Source organism: Halobacillus andaensis, from assembly GCF_014636475.1.
GTDB classification, from domain to species: Bacteria; Bacillota; Bacilli; order Bacillales; family Halobacillaceae; genus Halobacillus_A; species Halobacillus_A andaensis.
The window spans coordinates 140432-160391 of sequence record NZ_BMEL01000004.1 but is presented as its reverse complement, the minus strand read 5'-3'; the positions used below and the strand labels follow the sequence as shown (position 1 = coordinate 160391).

Below are 19960 nucleotides of genomic sequence, written 5' to 3'. Positions count from 1 at the left end.
TATTCCTCCATTTTAAGTATAAATAGGGTGACGTCTGGCTTCTTCTGCTTTTTTCATTAAGTTACTAATGCCTTGGTCTAAGTTTGCAAAGCGGTCGTCTTGAAGCTCACCGCTGCTCCATCGTGCATAAATCTGCTGAAGGATACTGGCGATTTTATAAAAAGAAAACACGAGGTAGAAATTAATTTGACTCACATCTCTCCCGCTTCTTTCGGCATATAACTCAAGCATTTGCTTACGAGTAAGGAATCCTTCTTCTTTAGTCACTGCTGTTAAACCGGTGTCAGGGTCTTCTGGTTCAGTCCAATAGGCGAGTGCCGCTCCTACATCGGTCAATGGATCGCCAATGGTACTCAGTTCCCAATCAAAAACGCCCGTCACTTCACCTGGCTGCTCTTTTGAAAACATCATATTATTCAGTTTGAAATCATTGTGCACAAGCGTAGGAAATGGAGACTCTGGAAGCTGCTGCAGCAGCCATGTTTCCACTTCTTCTACCCCGACGTAATCATGTGTTTTCGCTCGGTTGTATCGTTTGATCCACCCCTTCACTTGCCGCTCTAAAAACCCATCTGGCTTTCCTAAATCGTCTAATTGGTGCTCGTAAATATCAATCGAATGAAGTTTGACGAGAGAATCGACCACGGCTTCAGAGACAATTTTACGTATTCCTTCTATATCTTCATAATGCGCTGGCAGCTGATCATCAATGACGACGCCATCTTTAAGTTCCATGACATAAAAGTGTTTATCCATTAATGAAGGATTCTCACTATATACATACGGCTTAGGAGCTAGAGGAAAAACGGGATGAATTTTTTCCAGGATCTTAAACTCTCGTTCCATGTCATGTGCCCGTGGCGGAATTTCTCCAAATGGCGGTCGGCGCAGGACGCCCTTCCAATCTCCTACTTCAATAGAATACGTAATGTTAGAATATCCGGCTGAAAAGCGTCGCACCTTCAGTTCTCCTTTTGCCTCGGGTATTTGCCTCTCCAACAGCCGCTTCACCCCATCCCAATTAATTTCTTCACGATCTTGTTTCGTAAGCTCAGCCATCTAATCCCTCCTTTTTTGTAAACGCTTTCTTTATTTTGTTAAAAAATAAGCAGCACGATCGTTATGATGACGCCTGTATACAATAAGGTAATGGTAGCAAAGCCCATCATGTCACGAATACGCAGCCCGGCAATCGCAAGCATTGGTACCGCCCAAAATGGCTGAATCATATTTGTCCACGCATCCCCCCATGCTACAGCCGTAACAATTTTTGCAGGATCGACGCCCATATCCATCGCTGTTGGCAGCATGATTGGAGCTTGAACCGCCCATTGACCTCCTCCTGAAGGGATGAACATGTTCAGTAACCCTGAGGATAAAAAGGCAAAGAAAGGTAGGGTTTGCTCATTCGCTACACTGGCAATGTTTGTCGATAGCCATATCGCCAATCCAGATGCGCTGATCATTCCCATAATTCCTGCATAAAAAGGATATTGAAGCGCGAACTGTCCTACACTTCCGGAAGCTGCTTTAATGCCATTCCCTAATTCGCGTACGTTGCTATACAACAGTAACGCAGCGGTTAAAAACATAAGGTTTACGATATTTAAGTCTAAGGAAAACCCATTCATCGAAAATTGTGCGATGAGATACGTTAATCCTAGCAGACCACCCGCTAATACGATTAATCGGCTGTTATCTAATTTTTCGTTTGGTTGTAAGTCTTTCGTTTTTACCTGGTCATGGGTGATCTTTGTTTCTTTTAACATTTCTTTATCGATTGTCATTCGATCTTCGGGGCGCTTCGGGTGAATAAGCATCATAACAAAAGGTAAAGTTGTAAAAATGACAATAACCAATATGATATTAGTGATCGAGAACAACGTATCAGACGTCGGAATAAGCCCGACCATGTCCTGAAAGTTATGACCTTCTGTTGCTACAAAAAGTGAAGGTGAGGAGGATAATCCACCCTCCCAAATGACGAAGCCTGAATAGCCAGCCGCAACTAATACACGATAATCAACGGTCGTCACTTTTCTTCCGACAAGTCGAGCCATAATCCCAGCGACGACGAGGCCAAGTCCCCAGCTGATGAGTGAGGCAACGAGTGAGGAAAAGGTTACAACTAATATGGCTGATTTCGGAGTTTTACACAAACTCGCCGCTTTCTCAAGCAGGTTAGATACCGGCTTTGTTAAAGCAAGTGCATAACTCATCACAAACGTTGTAATGATCTGGGCCGTAAATTCAAGCAATCCCCAAAATCCATCCCCCCAGTGTAGCACCATATCAAATGGAGAGCTTTCAGTAATAAATACCCCGCTAAGAAAGGCGACAATCGTTAAAAGCACAGCAAATACAAAGGCGTCAGGCAAATATTTTTCTGCTATTTTCGCGAAAAACATCGCTAGCTTTGAAACGAGGTTGTTCGATTGTGGCTTCTCTTCCCAATCCATTTTTTTCGCAGTCGGTTCCATTCCTTATCCCCCTTTTTATTGTGCAGTCCATCCTCCGTCAACATAAATCGTTTGGCCTGTCATATAATTCGATGCATCTGAGGCAAGCAAGAGGAGAGGGCCTTCTAAATCTTGTAATTCACCCACTCGTTTGACCATCGTTTGATTAATAATTTGGTTGTAGCGTTCTTTGTCATCGAGCCACCCGGCTGTCATCGGGGTTTTTATGTACCCAGGTGCAAGGGCGTTGACGTTGATGTTTTTATCCGCCAATTCATGCGCCCATACTTTCGTTAGTTGATTAATGCCTCCTTTACTTGACGCGTAACTCGTTTGAAAGCTGCTTCCTACACCTCCAAAAATAGATGAAATGTTAATGATGCGCCCGCCTTTCCCCTGATTAATTAATTGTTTTGCGACCGCTTGACCCACGAGAAAGACGCCTTTTAGATTCGTATCGAGGACACGATCCCAGTCCTCTTCTTCCACTTCTATCAATGGTTTTCGAATATTCGTGCCAGCGTTGTTCACGAGGATGTGGACTTCGCCAAAGTGCCCAATCACTTCATCGACCCATGCGTTCACACTCTCTTTATTCGTGACATCCACAGATGTAGCCATCACATCATATCCTTCATTGGATAACTCTTTTTTCGCATGCTCCAAGTCGTCCAACCCGCGGCTGGAGATGGCCAACTTCGCCCCCATTCGACCGAGACAATGGGCCATTCCTAATCCAATTCCTTTACTTCCTCCCGTAATCATCGCAACTTTTCCTTCTAGTTGAAACATCTTTCATCCCCTGCCTTTCATGAATGATTGTTTTGTACATCAGCTAGACGCTGTTTTAGTATTTTTCCTCCAGGATTTCGTGGGAGATGGTCAATGAAAACCACTTGTTTCGGTACTTTATAATCGGCGACCCGCTCTTTCATAAACTGCTGGATGTCATCCTCTGTCGGGCTGCTCCCTTCTTTTGGCACGATAAAAGCTTTCACTTCTTCTCCAAAAATTTCGTCAGGAACCCCGACAATCGCTGCTTCTAACACATCCTTATGACCATATAACACATTCTCCACTTCAGCAGAAAACACTTTTTCTCCGCCTCGATTAATAATGTTCTTCTTACGATCCATTAAATAGACGAAATTTTCTTCGTCTACCATCGCCATATCTCCAGATTTCCAATACCCGTCTACAAAAGAACTTAAATTCGCTTCATCGTTCTTCCAATATCCAGGCACGATCATCGGCCCTCTAATGAATAACTCCCCGACTTCTCCCGGCTGCACTTCCATGCCATCCTCATCCACTACTTTAATCTCTCCTGCAGGAACGGGCTGTCCGATCGAAGCAATTCGAGAAAACCCTTCAATTTTAGGAGTGATGGTAGCTGGAGAAGATGTTTCCGTAGCACCATAAGCATTGTGAAGACGAATAAAAGGAAGCGCTTTCATTAAAGACTCTATGGTTTCCTGTGACATTGGCGCCCCTCCGAAGGCAGCAATATCCAGGGAACGCATATTTTCAGGCTTAAATGTATGATGGCTCAACATCATAATGTAAATCGTTGGGACATTAAATAAAAACGTGATCTCTTCCTTTTCTATCAGTTCAATGAATTTCCCTGTCTGATAACGTTTCATTAAAACGTTCGTTCCACCGACGAGCAGCATATAAAATAATTGCCCAATTAAGCCCGTGACGTGAAACAACGGCACAGCGATTAACGTTCGCACGGGTTCCTTCGCTTGAAACACCTCTTTATAATGAAGCGCACTATGGATGATGTTCACATGACTTCCAATCGCTCCTTTCGGAAGTCCAGTCGTACCAGATGTGTACATAATATAAAGAGGATCTTCCTCTTGCAGATTGGGGTAATCAGCTTCAGGAAAAGCGTGATGCAGCAAAGATTCAAATTGGTCATACAATAATCCCTTATCCACATCTTTCGTCCCAATCACTAAAGATTCAGGGTGTTTTTCTTTCCACTTCTTAACGACCTCATCAAATCCTTCTTCAACGAAAAGCACTCGGGCTTCAGCCTGGTCCATCATGTTGATTAACTCTTGAACAGATGAACGTAAATTCAAAGGTACAACAATGATGCCTAAGCTTGTACACGCGAGAAACATTTGAATAAATTCAGCCCGGTTTCCGACGAGTAAAGCCAGTCGATCTCCCTTTTCTAACGAACATTCATAACGCAAATAAGCACTTATTTTTTTCACTTGCTTCATCAATTCTTCATACGTGATGCGTTTGCCCTCATAGACAACCGCTTCTCTTGACGGATGATTGTGTACTGTTTGCTCAAAAAGTTCCCACACGCTAGCAGGGCGCGTATCATATGCGTAAACTTCCCGATCATGAATCCGTTCTTTTTTCATGAGGACAATCCTCCCCCTTTTTTAAAAATACCTTCACTCTTATACAAGCAAGAATTGTGCCAACTTTTTTATTTTGAATAATTGTGAAAATTCAGTATTTATGTAAAAGGGAGTCTACTCATGCGATTCAAAAAAGAATCAACAAAGGAATGAACGAATCAAAAAAGAGAGGCCTATAGATGCCCCTCTTCATGGACGTATTCCTGTTCATTTATTGGATACTTGTTCAACTTTTTCACTAGAGAAGATTGGCTGATCCCGAGCACTTCAGCTGCTTTTCTAGTCGTTTTATGTTCTGCTAAGGCTTCTTTAATGAGTGCCATTTCATAACGAATGACTTTTTGTTTTAAGTTTCGCTGCTTCCATTTGGAAGACTCTTCTTCCTGAGTCGTAATCGATAAGTCAGCAGGCTGGATCTCTTCATGCTCCGAAATCACGGCGGCCCGTTCCAGCACATTTTCCAGCTCCCTAATGTTCCCTGGCCAATCATACTGTTCCAAAATTGGCAGCGTGTCAGGATGCAGTGTTTTGTTGAAGTGATAAGTTTCATTTAATTGGCGTAGATAAAAAAATGCAATTGGCGTAATATCCTCTCGACGCTCTCGCAATGGAGCAATCGATATGGGGATCACGTTTAAACGATAATACAAATCCTCGCGAAATTTCCCTTTATCCACGAGCTGCTTTAAATTTTGATTGGTGGCAGCGATCACGCGGAGTTGCAGCGGAATTTGCTGGGTGCCTCCGACCCTTCGAATCTCTTTCTCTTGAAGCACACGAAGCAGCTTCACTTGAAATTCTTGAGGAATCTCCCCAATTTCATCTAATAGAATCGTCCCTCCGTTGGCTTTTTCAAAAAGCCCTACCTTTCCGTTCGCCACCGCTCCAGTAAACGAACCTTTTTCATAACCAAATAATTCAGCTTCCAATAATGTAGAAGGAATGGCGCCACAGTTGACTTTAATAAATTCGCGGGTCGAATGCGGACTGTGTTGATGAATGAAGTTAGCGATAATCTCTTTACCCACACCCGTCTCTCCTGTGAGAAGAACGGTCGAATTCACCTTCGCCACCTTCTCAGCTACTCTAAAAGCTTCCCTCATCTTTTTACTTTTAGCAGCCACCCCTTTAGGAGGGAGGTTCGACTCCTGCCGTAACGGCAGCTTCGTTTCCTTCACTGCCCATTCCATCGTTTCTTCAGACGAGTGGAGCTCGAACTTTAAATAATTCAAATCTCGCAGATTCCTAATATTCGTGACCACATGCGAGATTTTCCCATCCTCCCCTTTTACAGGGCTCCCCGTCGCCAGCACTTCGACTCCATTTACATTCTGCACAATTGTAACCGCTTTCTCTTCTTCCAAAACTTTATAAGTCACCGAATCAGAGATAATCCCCTCCTCGATCGCCTCTTTTAGATTACGGTGCAGAAGTTTATGTTTAGGGACGCCTGTTATTCGAGTATACGCATCATTCATTGTCCAACCGATTCCTGAAGCATCCGCTACAAAAATTCCGTCGTAACTGGACTGAATGATAGAATCAAGTAAATGCAGGTTCTGGGGTAAAGAATGCTTAACTTCTTGTTCATTTGGCTCTAGCGATTGTTTCATATTTCGCCTCCTACTCCGTTCGTACTTCCATTATTAGACAGCTGTATAAAGTGTCAAAGTAATCTGTAAAAAAATGACTAAATACAAAATCGGCCGGGACGCCGAGTTATTTTTCTTTTTTCTCTGGGTACCAGGTACCGCTTCGACTTCATCGATACTTAATCGCTACATTTTTCAGCTGGGTATAGTTCTTCAATGCCACAAACCCTTTCTCCCTGCCGAATCCACTTCGTTTATAACCGCCAAATGGCATTTGTATGCCGCCTCCAGCTCCATAGTTATTTACAAAAACTTGGCCCGATCGAATTTCATCAGCGAGACGGTGGGCTTTGCCGATGTCTGATGTCCATATGCCGGTCACTAACCCATAGTCAGTTCCGTTGGCTAACTGCAATGCTTCTTTTTCCGTTTGAAAAGAGAAGACAGCTAACACGGGGCCGAAGATTTCTTCTTGAGCGACCGTGCTGTCGTGGGGCAGCTGATCGATGATGGTCGGCTGCAGATAGTAGCCTTCTTCACAACCTTTGACTTGCACGCGTTCGCCTCCCGTAATAATTTCACCTTGTTCTCTACCTTGCTCAATGTATGAAACGATCTTCTCATATTGCTCTTTAGACAGGATAGGGCCGATATCAGAATCTTTTTCACCTGATCCGACCGTGAGTTCCTCAAATCTAGCTTTTAATAAGGAGAGAAATCTTTTTTTGTAGGAATCTTCAATTAATAGTCTCGAACCAGCTGAGCACGTTTGGCCGGCGTTTTGAATAATGGCTCGTATGACACCATTTAAGGCTTTCTGCTCATCACAATCAGAGAAAACGAGATTGGGAGATTTACCTCCCAGCTCCAGTGTGACGGGAACGACGTGATCCGCTGCTGCTTTCATTATTTTAATTCCTGTGGGCACAGAGCCGGTAAATGTAATGTGGTTGACGTCCGGGTGATTGGCGAGTCGAGCGCCGGCTTCCTGACCGAGGCCTGTGACTACATTAAACACACCTTTTGGCAAGGCTGTTTCGTGAAAATACTCTGCGAGTTTCATTGCGGTTAATGAGGTTTGTTCAGCGGTTTTAACGACGACCGTGTTGCCTGTGGCAATTGCGGCGGCTGTACTTCTTGATGTAATTTGAATCGGGTAGTTCCACGGGATAATATGGGCGGTGACCCCGATTGGTTCTCTGACGGTGAAATCGATCACGCCGTCTTCGATAGGAATCGTTTCGCCCATCAACTTGTCGGCTGCTCCCGCGTAAAATTCAAAATAACGGGCCGCTGCCTCTACATCCGCATGTGCTTGAGACAACGGCTTACCTACGTCCATCGTTTCGAGGCGAGCCAACTCCTCTTTATTTTTTCTTATCTTGTGTGCCATTTCTGATAAAATATATCCTCTTTCATGAGGTTTAATTTTTCTCCATTCGTCCGCTTTAAAAGAAGCTTTAGCGGCTGAAACTGCTCGATTGACATCTTCCGCTTTCCCTCTTGGAATGGTGCCGATCACTTGTTGATTCGCTGGATTGACGTAGTCTAAACGTTCACCTGAATGACTCTCTTGCCATTCCCCATCGATGTACATAAACAGCTCGTCCATATGTTTCCCTCCCTGCCTCTAAATGCCTCTTCCGCCGTCTACGTTCAGGGCGGCACCAGTGACCATATCCGCTTGATCCGATAATAGGAAAATGATTGATGATGCGATGTTTTCTGGAGTTAAAAGTTTTCCTAAAGGGACACTTTTCTTAAACGTTTCATCCTTTGCTTTCTCAATATCTACACCTTCTGCGGCAAACTTCTCGAGCATAGTCGTATCACACGGACCCGGATGAACCGTGTTTACTCGAACATTATTCTCGGCCAATTCGATGGCGAGCGCTCTTGAAAAGCTTTCGGCTCCGCCTTTTGAAGCTACGTAGGCTTGCAGTCCGGGACGCGGGCGTACCGCAGAGATGGAAGCGACGTTGACGATCGAACCCCTTTGCTTCGCTTTCATATATTTAGCCGCTTCTCTACACGTTAAAAATAATAGCTTCATATTAATATCCATTAAGTTCTCCCACGTTTCTACGGACACATTTTCAATCGGCTCCGCCTGCTGCGCTATGCCTGCGGCGTTGACAAGACCATCAATTTTGCCGCAGCGATCATTCGTTTCCTGAAACACTCTCCGGACAAAATCTTCATCAAGTAAGTTGCCTTCATAAATGGATAGTTGATGATGCTGAATGCTGTCTAGTTGATCACGATTTAAGTCACAGCCAACGACTTGTGCTCCTTCATTCAGTAATTGATGAACGACCGCAAGCCCCATCCCCCCGTTTGCCCCTGTGACAATAATCGTTTTTTGTTTGACGTCCATTATTCCGCCTCCTGAAATGCAGCAGCCGCTCGGTCTCGAATTGCCTGTCCGACTTCTTTTGTCGAGTAGCTGCCGCCAAGATCGGGCGTTACCACTTGATCACGCACCGTGCTTTCTATCGCTGAAAGGATGATGTTCGAATGCTTCGTGTACCCTAAATGGTCGAGTAAAAGGGCCAGCGACCAAATTTGCGCGATCGGGTTCGCAATACCTTTTCCGACGATATCCGGTGCTGAACCGTGAACCGGTTCAAACATGGACGGGTAGCTGCCTTCTGGATTAATGTTCGCTGAAGGAGAAACCCCAAGCCCGCCTACGACGGCTGAACCTAAGTCTGATAGAATGTCACCAAATAAATTGGAGGCGACAACAACACCGAATTTTTCAGGCTGCTGTACCATCGAAGCAGCCAGCGCATCGATGTAAACTGAATCAAAAGCAATTTCAGAATAGTCGTGTGAAACGTTCGTCATACTGCGGTCCCATAGCTCCATCGTATGGACAATCGCATTTGATTTCGTCGCACTCGTGACCGATGTGTAGTTATTTTCTCGGGCAAAATCAAACGCATAGCGGCCGACTTTTTCACAGCCTTCCCGCGTCATAACTGTATTTTGAACGGCCACTTCTTGATGGGTGTTTTTATAAAGGTGCCCGCCCATGTTCGAATATTCCCCTTCTGCATTTTCGCGGATAATGACAAAATCGATCTCCTTTTTACTGTGAAGCGGGGATTGAATGCCATCGAGCTGCTTTGCCGGTCGATAGTTAATATACTGCTGAAATTCTTTCCGGATCGGCATGATGAGTTCCCAGATTGTTACATCGTCAGGAACTCGCGCGTCTCCGATCGCACCAAACAATATGGCATCAAATGCCTTCAATTGGTCTAAGCTGTCTTCCGGCATCATCCGCCCATGCTTCAAGTAATACTCAGAGCCCCAGTCAAAAACTTCCCATTCTACGGATAATGAGTCATCATTTTCAACAAGCTGCTCTAACGTGGCAAGGGCTTCATTCACAACTTCTGGACCAATTCCATCTCCAGGAATGACGGCAATTTTATGCATTACGTATCATCCTCTTCATTTAAAAAATGTAAGCACGCTTGTCTATAGATTTGTGTCGTGACAGCTAATTCGTCCACTTCTACGTATTCATTGATTTGGTGGGGAATGTCACGATCTCCCGCTCCTATGGTTACGATCGGCACCCCTGCGATATGAAGAAAGGTACCGTCGGTTGCTCCCGGCACACCGTTATAAACAGGATCTTTTTGAGTGACGTGTTTGACCGCTTTTGCCACAGATTTAACAATCGCTTCTTCACGGTCCGTTTCTGTCCATGGCCGGTCTTCAATTACGTTAAAATCGGCTTTGAAGTCCTCATCGTCCTTAGCTAATTCAGTAAAAATATCTCTGATCTCTTGTTTGAGCTCCTCATGATCCTGACCCGGGACAGTACGAATATCGAGCGTCGTCATGCACTGATCAGGAATCACGTTGATTTGCGCATCCCCTTTGACAGGCGCACGCAGAATCGTTGGCGTAAGGCTCGGCCAGCCTAAAGTTGGGTGTTTCCCTAAGCGTTCCTGTTCTTTCATTTCCAGCTTTTCCAATTCTACGATCACTTTGGCCATCCGCAAATTAGGATTGATGCCGCTCCACGAAATCGCGCCATGCGCCATTTTTCCATAGGTCGTGAGTTCGAGCCTCATTGCCCCGCGCTGGCTGATGCACACCTGGTTTTCTTCAGGCTCACAAATGATCGCCCCATCGACACCTTCAGCCCATCCATTTTTTATAAAGTGCTTAATTCCGATCATCATGCCTTCCTCGTCACACGGAATGCACAAAATGATCTTGCCTTTGAACGTCTCGTTGTCCTGTAAAATGGAATCGACAGCGGTGATCATGCAGGCTAAGTTTCCTTTCGTGTCATTGGTGCCTCTTCCATACATGACGCCGTCAAAGATTTCTGCGTCAAACGGTCCGTATTGCCACGCACTGTGATCGCCTTCTGTTACAACATCAGTGTGTCCTTCAAGCAGCAGTGTCTTCCCTGGTTTTCCTGAATCGATGATGCCGATTACGTTTGGACGTCCTGGTTCGACTTCTTCTATAAATACTTCAATGCCTTTTTCTTTTAAGTAATCAGCCACAAAGTGAGCGGCTTTCTCTTCATTACCACCTTCAACACCCGGCCGGTACACACTTGGGATTCTGACGAGCTGCTGCGTTAATGAAATAACCGCCTCACGATCTCTCACTTGCTGGGCATTTATTTTTGTTTCCATTTACATGCTCCCTTCTAGCTTTTGCTGTTCACTATAAGCGTTTAACGCAAGATTCTTCGTTGCCAGACTAATCGTTACATAAGCGATTAAGGATAGAATGACTGGAAAAACAACACTGTGCAAGCCAAAAAGCGACGTGTAAAATACATCGATGATAATGTAAGAGCCAATACCAACGATCATTGAAGAAAGGGCACCATATTTATTGCCCGTTTTCCAATACAGCCCCAGTACGACGGGCCAAATGAACGTCGCCTCTAAGCCGCCAAACGCAAACAAGTTGAGCCAAATCAATAAATCTGGCGGGTTAAGGGCCATGAGAAACACGAGAATGCCGAGTACGGCTGTAACGCCAAAGCTCATTCGCTTAATCCTCTTATACGAAGCATCAGGTTTGACGTAATTGACGTAAATATCTTTGACGACAGAAGAACTGACGAGAAGAAGCAAGGAATCGACGGTCGACATAATCGCGGCCATCGGAGCGGCGAGTACAATTCCAGCCACCCACGGCGGGAGAACTTCAAGTGCGATCAGCGGCATCACCGTATCACCTACTTCAATTCCTGGAAGAATCGGGCGGGCAAATACCCCGATTAAGTGCATATTCAACATAATAAAACCAACGACAAACGTACCGATAATAAGAGCGCGGTGCATCGCGCGTGAACTTTTATACGACATGGCACGAACGGTGACTTGAGGAAGCCCTACGACAGCTACCCCTACTAAAATCCAGAACGAAGAAACATAAGAAGGCGTTAAACTTTCATTCGCTCCAAAAGGTGTTATGAGGGAAGGATTCTCAGCTGTTAAGTCAGCCATAATATTTGAAATCCCGCCGCCCGCAATAATCGTAGCGATTAGTAAAATTAACGTTCCCCCAACCATGACAACGCCCTGAATCATATCGGTTAAAGCAACAGCCTTAAATCCGCCAATGACAACATAAATAAGAACGGATAATGCAAAGATGAAAAGAGCAGAGGTGTAATTGAGACCCGTGAGCGATTCAATTAAACGGGCGCCGCCGACCCACTGGGCTGCCATCGCTGAAAATAAGAAGATAATAATACTAAAGGCGGCAATTAAGACGACCCACTTGCTTTGATAACGCCCTTTCAAATAATCCGTCAGCGTGACGGCATTATATCGTCTCGCCATAATCGCAAACTTTTTTCCGAGAATCATAAGCACAAAATACCCAGATGCCACTTGCGCCATCGCAAGCAGTACCCAGCCAAATCCTTCATTGTAAGCGACACCCGGACCGCCAATGAAACTACTTGCACTTCCGTATGTAGCGATCATCGTCATCGCTAAAATAAATCCACCAAGCTGACGACCGCCAAGAAAATAATCCTGCATAAAATCATGATCGGACCTTGTTAATGAGCGGCTCGCCAAAAACCCAACGCCAAAAATGATCACGAGAAAAGCAACTAATGGAATGATGACAGCCATGTTCATGAGCGATCACCTTTCCCTTCATCATCCAGCGGTACTTCTACAAAAAAAACCTTAACCACAAACGTGACAAGCGCAGCGATCAAGACAAATCCACCGATGCAGCTATAAAAAAACCACGAAGGAAGCCCGAAGATATAGCTATATTCTTCAGGCGGCCTGCTGCCGAGTCCGTAGGCAAATGCAAACCACCAAACAAAGTTGAGGATAGCTAACCCTACGCCTATTAAAGCTTCTCGATTGGCAATTTTAAAACGATAATCTTCTTTTGGAGGCACGTTGTCCATCTCCTTTACGATTTATTTGTATGCTCGTTTTCCTATGCTTTCTATGAAATTAACAGGAGTTCCTGCTATTTTCGGAACATTCTAAATTAATTGTACAATTAATTCTCTTACCATTCATTAGACAAACCATTACTTCTTTCTATTGTAAACTAGACACACTGTAAAAAAAGAGCAAGTTGAATTGGACATTGTGGGTAGTTGGTTTTGTGGTTGTGGGTACCATGGTTGTGGGTACCAGGTACAGAGGATGGAATGTTGTGTACCTGGTACTGAGAGTAGGGTGTTGTGTACCAGGTACCAAAAATTCACTTCACTGTACCTGGTACACAAATATGGTACACAAATAGGTACTAAAATTCGATTTCACTGTACCTGATACAGGTAAATCCTCCAGGGGGAGGCTTCATTTTCAAATGTTTGCTCGTGGTGGAGGTTTATTTGTTCGTCGTTTTCTATTGGCAGAGCGGAGAAGACATACTGCCCGCCTAATTCTTTTAAGGCTTCGGTATTAAGAGAAAGTTCTTCGATCGACCGGTCGCTCGTTTTCTTGAACATATAATGTTTTCCAAGTTCACTGGAGTACGTGTAGGCTCTGCCTCCCCATGTATCAAAGTAATTTTCTAATGCAGGACTTTTCTCCAATTCATCAGCAATTACGTCACGGAATTGGTGTTTATACTCAAGAGGGTAGGTGTTATTGTACGTGTCCAATGTATAAAACCCGTTATATTGCGCGATCGTCGGGTGCATCGCCACACTAATGACCCGATATGTTGAGGGATCCTCGCCGATATATTCCTTGATTTCATCGAATAATTCGGTGGAATAAAATTCATTAAATGTCGGGGTATTGATTTCGCTATATTTATTTTCTTCATTCAACTGAAAAACGTTCCAGCACTGAGCGATAAGGAGAGCCGCTGAGATCAGCCAGCCTGCTTTCACTTGCTTCACTAGAATGACTAATGCTAAAGCAAAGCATACGTACCAGATCACCGGGTCAAAAAAATGAATACGGGCAAAGTTAAAGGTATTCAGTAAGTTTAAGCTATCTTTAAGCGGCCGCAAGCCTTCCCAATACCAAAGGGCATACCACATGGAAAGGACAGGGGTTGCGGCAAAGAGTAAAACCAGCCGGGTGGGATAACCGCCGCGAACGATGGCAATAAACACCCCAAAAATAAGGACAGGCAATACAATAGATGTGTGCACCGCCATGTCATGGGTGTGGCCATTAAGAAAATTATGTACAAAAAGATCAAGTGTGCCTTGAAGATCTTTGTGGCCGAGCTCATTCTCCTTTCGATGCGATGTGAAAGTGGAATCAATGAACATCGTGTAGAGCAGCATGTAATTTTTCAATAGATAAATAGCTGTCATCCCTACGATGGCGATAAAAAAAGGCATGTTAAATCGCTTCTTCCCAACCCATTCAATGAGCCATAAGACCCCCATAAGTCCAAGAAAGAAGATAAAGGTTAATATAAAATTAGATAAAAGCGGAATGAAGCCTATCGCGAGCCAAATGTACCACGGGGTTCTTTTTTCCTGCTGCCGGATGGTGAAGAATAGATAAAAGGCTAAAGGTAATCCTGCAATTGTTAGGACGCCTGACGGCCAGAAAGGAAGCATAGCAAAGGCTAAGGAACAGCCTGCCGTAAGCCATGACCCTCGAAAGTCACGAATAACAAAACGGCTCAACAATAAATACATACCAAAAAAAGCGGCAAAGCGCATAATCGTTTGACTGATCGTATAGGCGGTAAAAGGCTCAAACCATACATACAGCCACGTCACAGCATCGAACGGTGAAGGGAGAGCACTTCGTGGCAGACCATTAATGACATTAGGAATAGAAGCCCCAGGCCCTGCAAAGAGTTGTCCAGTTTCCGCCAACAGTTTATACCATACAATATTTGAGTCTAAGTTATCGTGGACTCGAATGTGTGTATCTCCTCCTAAGGTAAAGTAAGGGAAAAGATACAAGATTAAAACAACACACGCTAAAATGTTCCATTTATACTTGATAAAAAAGTTGAATTTGCTTAACGACATGACGGACATCCTCTTCTAACATTCCATAATATAACGGCAGTCTTACCAATCGTTCACTATCTCTCGTTGTATATCGATCTTTGCCTGAAAATACTCCATACATTTCCCCCGCATGAGAGGAATGTAAGGGTACGTAATGAGGCACAGACATAATAGCATTCTTTTTTAAATGATCAATGAGTTCGGCACGCTCTTTATGATTCCGGCATTTCAAGTAAAACATGTGGGCGTTATGCTCTGCTTCGTCAGGAATGTGGGGGCCTTCGACGGCGTCTAAAGCCAGCACATGCTGCAGCTCCCTCGCATACAGAGCCCAAGTCTTTTTGCGATCTTCATTAATTTGATCAATGTGGTTCAATTGCTGGTAAAGATAGGCTGTATTCAGCTCACTGATCACATAGGAAGACCCAAGATCACGCCACGAATATTTATCGACCATTCCGCGAGAGAATTGAGCTCGATTGGTTCCTTTTTCTTGAATCATCTCGGCTCGTTCGATCAAAGGGGCATGGTTAATAATCAAAGCGCCGCCTTCCCCGCACGTGTAATTTTTCGTTTCATGGAAGCTGAACGCAGCTAAGTGGCCGATGGCGCCTAAAGGCTTTCCTTTATACGTACTCGTTAACGCCTGGGCCGCATCTTCAACCACCCACAAGTCGTGCTCCTCTGCCAGCCGCATAATTTCATCCATCTCGCAGGCGACTCCCGCATAATGAACGACCACAATCGCTTTTGTACGATCTGTTATCGCCTGTTTGATTTGCGCTGGATCAATATTGAGCGTTTTTTCATCGATATCGACAAAACGAATCGCTGCACCTCTTAACGCAAAGGCGTTAGCAGTGGAAACGAACGTGTAGGAAGGCATAATGACTTCATCCTCCGGCCCTGCTTCTGTTAAAAGAGCTGCCATTTCGAGTGCCGCCGTACAGGATGGAGTCATAAATGCCCGTTCACACCCTAGCTGATCTTCCAGCCAGTCGGTACACTTTTGACCAAATGGTCCGTTTCCAGACAGCTTAGCTTGGGAGATCGCTTCTTGCATGAATTCTTCTTCTCCTCCAACCACACATGGGCGGTTAAATGGAATCAATTGGATCACCTCATTACGATAATTCCTATCACAATGAACGAGACTCCCATCACCTTTTTCAGCGAAATCGGTTCCCCAAACATGAAGACCGATAGTAGAAAAACAAGCACGAAAGAGAGACTCATAAATGGATAAGCGTAGCTGATATCAAACTTTGTCATCGCGGCCATCCAAAAAATGGACGCAACGAATGCGGATAAGAAACCTGATAAGATAAAAGGATTGAGCAGCAGCTGCAGGAGAAAAATGACTTTATCTTTCCACAGCTCCGGCAGACCGCCATATTGATCAATTTTCCATTTTAAAATTAATTGGCCATAAACCGTAAAGAAAATGGTTCCAAATATATATGCATATCCCATAAGTCACCTGCCTGATGATCGACGATTTAGTTTGTGGTAGATGTCTTTCGTGCTTTCTAATCGGAAGCCTAATGCGTGAAATAAATTTAAGGAAGCCACATTGGCTGCTGATATAGAGGTGCGGAGTTCAGACAACCCTGCTTCCGTCATATGTTTGTCGCACGCTTTACTCGTGAATGACTTCGCCAGTCCTTTATGACGATAATCCTTACTCATGCCGAGCAGGAGTACATTCTCTTTTTCAAAACCGTAGAATCCTGCAATTTCTTCATTAAATTTCAGAGCATAAATCTGCTCTTTATCGATTAAGTCGCTCACCCAGTTCATGTACCTTTTATCTGCCTGCTCATTTGGAATGTTAAAATCTCTGTGGAACCGTCCATGAGCAAAAGTCTCTTCAGCGATCGTTAATATACTTGCTCGATCATACTTGGTTGAGATCGTGGTTCCTTCCTGATCGAACCTGTTCAGCTTTTTCTTCTTACAAACCGGTTCAATTAAAGTATCAACATAATAAAATCCATGCTCCAGCAACGGTTTCGGGTTATCAAAAGGATCGACTTTGATGGTGTAGTGTCCTTCTCGTTCTTCTGTCTGCTTAAGAGCATCTTCTTCCAGGCTCATCACTTCAAACGTATCAATATGAAAATTCCTTACATCCCACGGGGTCGGCCGTAAATAGTCTAACGTCATTTGATCACCTCCGCTTCCTTTCATTAATCTGTTCCCGAATCAGATAGAGCGGTCTTCCTTTTGCTTCATCAAACACTTTCCCTATATAGAGACCGAGAATACCGAAATTAAAAAACATCAGCCCGGCTATGAAATACATGCTGACCATAACGCTTGTCCAGCCTTGTACATGCTGATCCATAAAGAAGTAACGGATAAATAAATACAATCCATAAATGAACGAACCTAGTGAAATGAAAAAACCGAATTGAATCGATAATCTCAATGGTTTGTTCGACTGAGCTATGATCGTATCGGTCGCTAATGTAACCAGCTTCTTTAAGCTATACGAAGAGTTTCCATCGCCTCTTCCATTATGCTTAACAGGAATGCTCGTCGTCTTGTAGCCCATCCACTGAAGAAAAAGAGGATAGAGTCGATTTTGCTCTTTCATCTGCCTAAATCCCTCAATTACTTTTTTCGCGGCGATACTGAAATTAGCTACCGTATGATCCGAGGAATGTCCCGTGAAATAATCATACGTTCGGTAAAATAATTTTGATGAGAGACGTTTCTTTAACTGATCCTGACGATGTACTCTTTTGCCAAAGACCACTTCATACCCTTCCTGCGCTTTTTGAAAAAGAGAGGCGATTTCTTCGGGACGGTCCTGTAAATCACAGTCCATCACCACGATCCAATTGCCGGATGTGTGGTCTAAACCAGCCGTAATGGCGTAATGCTGTCCAAAATTCCTGGCTAGATCAATTCCTCTCACTCGTTCATCTTCCTTGCCCAGTTGAACGATTGTTTCCCACGCATGGTCAGGACTTGCATCATTGACTAAAATGATTTCATACTCAGCGGGAATGTTTGTAATCGTTGTCCTCACACGTTCGCATAATTCGTGTAAGCAGGAGCGGCAGCCATAAACAGGAACAACAACAGAAATTAACGGCTGAGCGGTGTCCATTGATCGACGTACCATTCCACAGTTTCTTGTAACCCTTGCTGCATGTCAATGATTGGCTGCCAGCCCAGCGTTCCTCTTAATTTCGTATCGTCCACTGCATACCTGCGATCATGACCCAGCCGATCTTTCGTAAACGTGATTAATTCTTTAAAACTAGCTAAATCGCCCTTATAAGCAGGATAGGTTTGATCAAGAATCTCACAGATCTCCGCAGCTAAATCGATATTCTTCATTTCATTCCCGCCTCCGACATTAAAGCTCTCCATTGATTTTCCATGATGAAAAATGAGATCAAGCGCGCGACAGTGATCCTCCACGTAAAGCCAATCTCTTATATTTTTGCCATCCCCATAAATAGGGATCGAGCGATGATTCAGCGCATTTGAAATAATCGTCGGAATCAATTTTTCAACATGCTGGTTGGGACCATAGTTGTTGGAACTGCTGGATAGCACCACGTTCATTCCATATGTATAGCCAAAACTTTTCACAAGTAAATTAGCCCCTGCTTTAGAGGCGCTGTAAGGATTTCGAGGGTCATATGGCGTATGTTCATTAAACTTCCCATCATCATCCAATGAGCCATAGACTTCATCCGTAGAAATCTGGTGGAAGCGAGCCGTCTTAAGTTCGCCGCGCTGTTCCCACGCATGCTTCGCTGCCTGCAAAAGGATCATCGTTCCTTTTACATTTGTATCGATAAATGAGCTTGCATCTTCAATCGATCGGTCTACATGCGATTCCGCTGCAAAATGAATGATCCCTTTAATCGGAAAGTCTTCAAAGATCTGATGAATGAGCTTTTCATCTGTAATATCCCCATGAATAAAGTGATAGTTTTCGTGACTTTCTACTTCTTTTACCTTTGAGGTCGACCCAGCGTACGTGAGCTTGTCGACGTTAACGAGAGGAACATTCGGATACGTATCCAAGTAATACTTAATAAAATTGGAACCGATAAATCCTGCCCCGCCCGTCACAAGAAGTGGCTTTGAACGATTCATGGCTTCGTCACCTCTAACATAGGATGGCTGTCAAACTCCTCCCAGTATTGTTCAATGTGTCTACGGTTAGCGATATCAATCAAGTATTGGCCATAATCGGTCTTCGCCATGAAATGTCCAATTTGCATTAATTCCTGCTTATCGATGTGACCCATATAGTAGGCGATTTCCTCAATACAAGCGAGTTTGAATCCCTGTCTTTGCTGAATATTTTTCACAAATTCAGAGGCTTCAAATAACGAATCGTGGGTGCCGGCGTCCATCCAGGCAAACCCTCGACCGAGCAGCTGAACGTCAAGCTGCTGCTTCTCTAAATATTCCTTGTTTAGATCGGTGATCTCTAATTCTCCACGCTCTGATGGAGAGAGATGCTTAGCAATGTCGACCGCGTGGTGATCGTAAATATAGAGTCCCGTTACCGCAAAATCTGATTTAGGATCATCGGGCTTCTCTTCTAAGGAAACCACTTTTTTTCGTTCATCAAATTCAACGACCCCAAACCGCTCTGGATCTTTGACACGATAGCCAAAAACGGTAGCGTGCTCATGCTGTTGAATGGCTTTACGAAGAAGCGTTGTGAACCCCTGCCCATAAAAAATATTGTCTCCAAGGATGAGCGTTACATCGTCATCACCAATAAAGTCTTCCCCTATCACTAATGCTTCAGGAATGCCATCTGGATCTTCTTGAGATTGATAGGTAATCGAGATGCCTAAAGATTCACCGTTCCCTAATAGACTTTCAAATCGGTTCACATCTTCAGGCGTACTAATAATCAAAATGTCTTCAATTTGGGCAAGCATTAATACAGATAAAGGGTAATAAATCATCGGCTTGTCGTACACCGCAAGCAAGTGTTTATTCACGCTTATTGTACTTGGAGACAACCTCGTTCCGCTTCCACCAGCAAGGATAATTCCTTTCAATCTG

General features: G+C 44.2%; 18 protein-coding genes. All 18 read right to left on the bottom strand.

The window, feature by feature from the left end; genetic code table 11:
- Positions 1-12: 12 nt before the first annotated feature.
- Positions 13-1059, bottom strand: a complete 1047-nt coding sequence (locus IEV27_RS15585; protein ID WP_188378432.1) for a phosphotransferase family protein — start codon at positions 1057-1059, stop codon at positions 13-15.
- Positions 1060-1097: 38 nt separating this feature from the next.
- A complete protein-coding gene (locus IEV27_RS15580) occupies positions 1098-2480 on the bottom strand; it encodes a short-chain fatty acid transporter (RefSeq protein WP_188378431.1) in 1383 nt (460 codons plus the stop codon).
- Between the two features lie 15 nt (positions 2481-2495).
- Positions 2496-3251, bottom strand: coding sequence for an SDR family NAD(P)-dependent oxidoreductase (locus tag IEV27_RS15575; protein WP_188378430.1), 756 nt, complete (start codon positions 3249-3251; stop codon positions 2496-2498).
- Between the two features lie 17 nt (positions 3252-3268).
- Positions 3269-4852: a class I adenylate-forming enzyme family protein gene (locus IEV27_RS15570; protein WP_188378429.1), complete on the bottom strand. Its 1584-nt coding sequence runs from the start codon at positions 4850-4852 to the stop codon at positions 3269-3271.
- 173 nt (positions 4853-5025) lie between these two features.
- Positions 5026-6465 carry a sigma-54 interaction domain-containing protein gene (locus tag IEV27_RS15565; protein ID WP_188378428.1) on the bottom strand — a complete coding sequence of 480 codons (1440 nt, stop codon included), beginning with the start codon at positions 6463-6465 and terminating at the stop codon, positions 5026-5028.
- Between the two features lie 148 nt (positions 6466-6613).
- Positions 6614-8056 (bottom strand): aldehyde dehydrogenase family protein, encoded by a 1443-nt coding sequence (locus IEV27_RS15560; RefSeq protein ID WP_188378427.1) that lies wholly within the window; start codon positions 8054-8056, stop codon positions 6614-6616.
- Between the two features lie 18 nt (positions 8057-8074).
- Positions 8075-8821 (bottom strand): SDR family NAD(P)-dependent oxidoreductase, encoded by a 747-nt coding sequence (locus IEV27_RS15555; RefSeq protein ID WP_188378426.1) that lies wholly within the window; start codon positions 8819-8821, stop codon positions 8075-8077.
- Complete coding sequence (locus tag IEV27_RS15550) at positions 8821-9891, bottom strand: tartrate dehydrogenase (protein WP_188378425.1); 1071 nt, start codon at positions 9889-9891, stop codon at positions 8821-8823. Before IEV27_RS15550 ends, IEV27_RS15555 begins: the two co-directional genes overlap by 1 nt.
- On the bottom strand, positions 9891-11117 hold the full coding sequence (locus tag IEV27_RS15545; protein WP_188378424.1) for a M20 family metallopeptidase: 1227 nt from the start codon (positions 11115-11117) through the stop codon (positions 9891-9893). The genes IEV27_RS15550 and IEV27_RS15545 overlap by 1 nt, the downstream gene beginning before the upstream one ends.
- A complete protein-coding gene (gene panF / locus IEV27_RS15540) occupies positions 11118-12587 on the bottom strand; it encodes a sodium/pantothenate symporter (protein WP_188378423.1) in 1470 nt (489 codons plus the stop codon).
- The gene (locus IEV27_RS15535) at positions 12584-12862 is read right to left on the bottom strand and encodes a YhdT family protein (protein ID WP_373868111.1); all 279 of its coding nucleotides are present in this window, start codon (positions 12860-12862) and stop codon (positions 12584-12586) included. Before IEV27_RS15535 ends, panF begins: the two co-directional genes overlap by 4 nt.
- A 372-nt stretch (positions 12863-13234) precedes the next feature.
- Positions 13235-14926: a DUF6044 family protein gene (locus tag IEV27_RS15530; protein ID WP_188378421.1), complete on the bottom strand. Its 1692-nt coding sequence runs from the start codon at positions 14924-14926 to the stop codon at positions 13235-13237.
- A complete protein-coding gene (gene rffA, locus IEV27_RS15525) occupies positions 14889-16028 on the bottom strand; it encodes a dTDP-4-amino-4,6-dideoxygalactose transaminase (RefSeq protein ID WP_308808341.1) in 1140 nt (379 codons plus the stop codon). Before rffA ends, IEV27_RS15530 begins: the two co-directional genes overlap by 38 nt.
- Positions 16025-16381, bottom strand: coding sequence for an EamA family transporter (locus tag IEV27_RS15520; protein ID WP_188378419.1), 357 nt, complete (start codon positions 16379-16381; stop codon positions 16025-16027). The genes rffA and IEV27_RS15520 overlap by 4 nt, the downstream gene beginning before the upstream one ends.
- Positions 16382-16384: 3 nt before the next feature.
- Positions 16385-17074, bottom strand: a complete 690-nt coding sequence (locus tag IEV27_RS15515; RefSeq protein ID WP_188378418.1) for a GNAT family N-acetyltransferase — start codon at positions 17072-17074, stop codon at positions 16385-16387.
- A gap of 4 nt (positions 17075-17078) precedes the next feature.
- Positions 17079-18041, bottom strand: a complete 963-nt coding sequence (locus IEV27_RS15510) for a glycosyltransferase family 2 protein (protein ID WP_229735385.1) — start codon at positions 18039-18041, stop codon at positions 17079-17081.
- Positions 18005-19030, bottom strand: coding sequence for a dTDP-glucose 4,6-dehydratase (rfbB, locus tag IEV27_RS15505; RefSeq protein WP_188378417.1), 1026 nt, complete (start codon positions 19028-19030; stop codon positions 18005-18007). Before rfbB ends, IEV27_RS15510 begins: the two co-directional genes overlap by 37 nt.
- The gene (gene rfbA / locus IEV27_RS15500; protein WP_188378416.1) at positions 19027-19956 is read right to left on the bottom strand and encodes a glucose-1-phosphate thymidylyltransferase RfbA; all 930 of its coding nucleotides are present in this window, start codon (positions 19954-19956) and stop codon (positions 19027-19029) included. The genes rfbB and rfbA overlap by 4 nt, the downstream gene beginning before the upstream one ends.
- Between the last annotated feature and the right edge of the window lie 4 nt (positions 19957-19960).

Coding starts and splice junctions, on each gene's coding strand:
- IEV27_RS15510 (WP_229735385.1), bottom strand. CDS start 18,041: ATGGTACGTCGATCAATGGACACCGCTCAGCCGTTAATTTCTGTTGTT.
- IEV27_RS15575 (WP_188378430.1), bottom strand. CDS start 3,251: ATGTTTCAACTAGAAGGAAAAGTTGCGATGATTACGGGAGGAAGTAAA.
- IEV27_RS15580 (WP_188378431.1), bottom strand. CDS start 2,480: ATGGAACCGACTGCGAAAAAAATGGATTGGGAAGAGAAGCCACAATCG.
- rfbB (WP_188378417.1), bottom strand. CDS start 19,030: ATGAATCGTTCAAAGCCACTTCTTGTGACGGGCGGGGCAGGATTTATC.
- IEV27_RS15585 (WP_188378432.1), bottom strand. CDS start 1,059: ATGGCTGAGCTTACGAAACAAGATCGTGAAGAAATTAATTGGGATGGG.
- IEV27_RS15530 (WP_188378421.1), bottom strand. CDS start 14,926: ATGTCGTTAAGCAAATTCAACTTTTTTATCAAGTATAAATGGAACATT.
- IEV27_RS15545 (WP_188378424.1), bottom strand. CDS start 11,117: ATGGAAACAAAAATAAATGCCCAGCAAGTGAGAGATCGTGAGGCGGTT.
- IEV27_RS15550 (WP_188378425.1), bottom strand. CDS start 9,891: ATGCATAAAATTGCCGTCATTCCTGGAGATGGAATTGGTCCAGAAGTT.
- IEV27_RS15565 (WP_188378428.1), bottom strand. CDS start 6,465: ATGAAACAATCGCTAGAGCCAAATGAACAAGAAGTTAAGCATTCTTTA.
- IEV27_RS15515 (WP_188378418.1), bottom strand. CDS start 17,074: ATGACGTTAGACTATTTACGGCCGACCCCGTGGGATGTAAGGAATTTT.
- IEV27_RS15520 (WP_188378419.1), bottom strand. CDS start 16,381: ATGGGATATGCATATATATTTGGAACCATTTTCTTTACGGTTTATGGC.
- IEV27_RS15555 (WP_188378426.1), bottom strand. CDS start 8,821: ATGGACGTCAAACAAAAAACGATTATTGTCACAGGGGCAAACGGGGGG.
- panF (WP_188378423.1), bottom strand. CDS start 12,587: ATGAACATGGCTGTCATCATTCCATTAGTTGCTTTTCTCGTGATCATT.
- IEV27_RS15570 (WP_188378429.1), bottom strand. CDS start 4,852: ATGAAAAAAGAACGGATTCATGATCGGGAAGTTTACGCATATGATACG.
- IEV27_RS15560 (WP_188378427.1), bottom strand. CDS start 8,056: ATGGACGAGCTGTTTATGTACATCGATGGGGAATGGCAAGAGAGTCAT.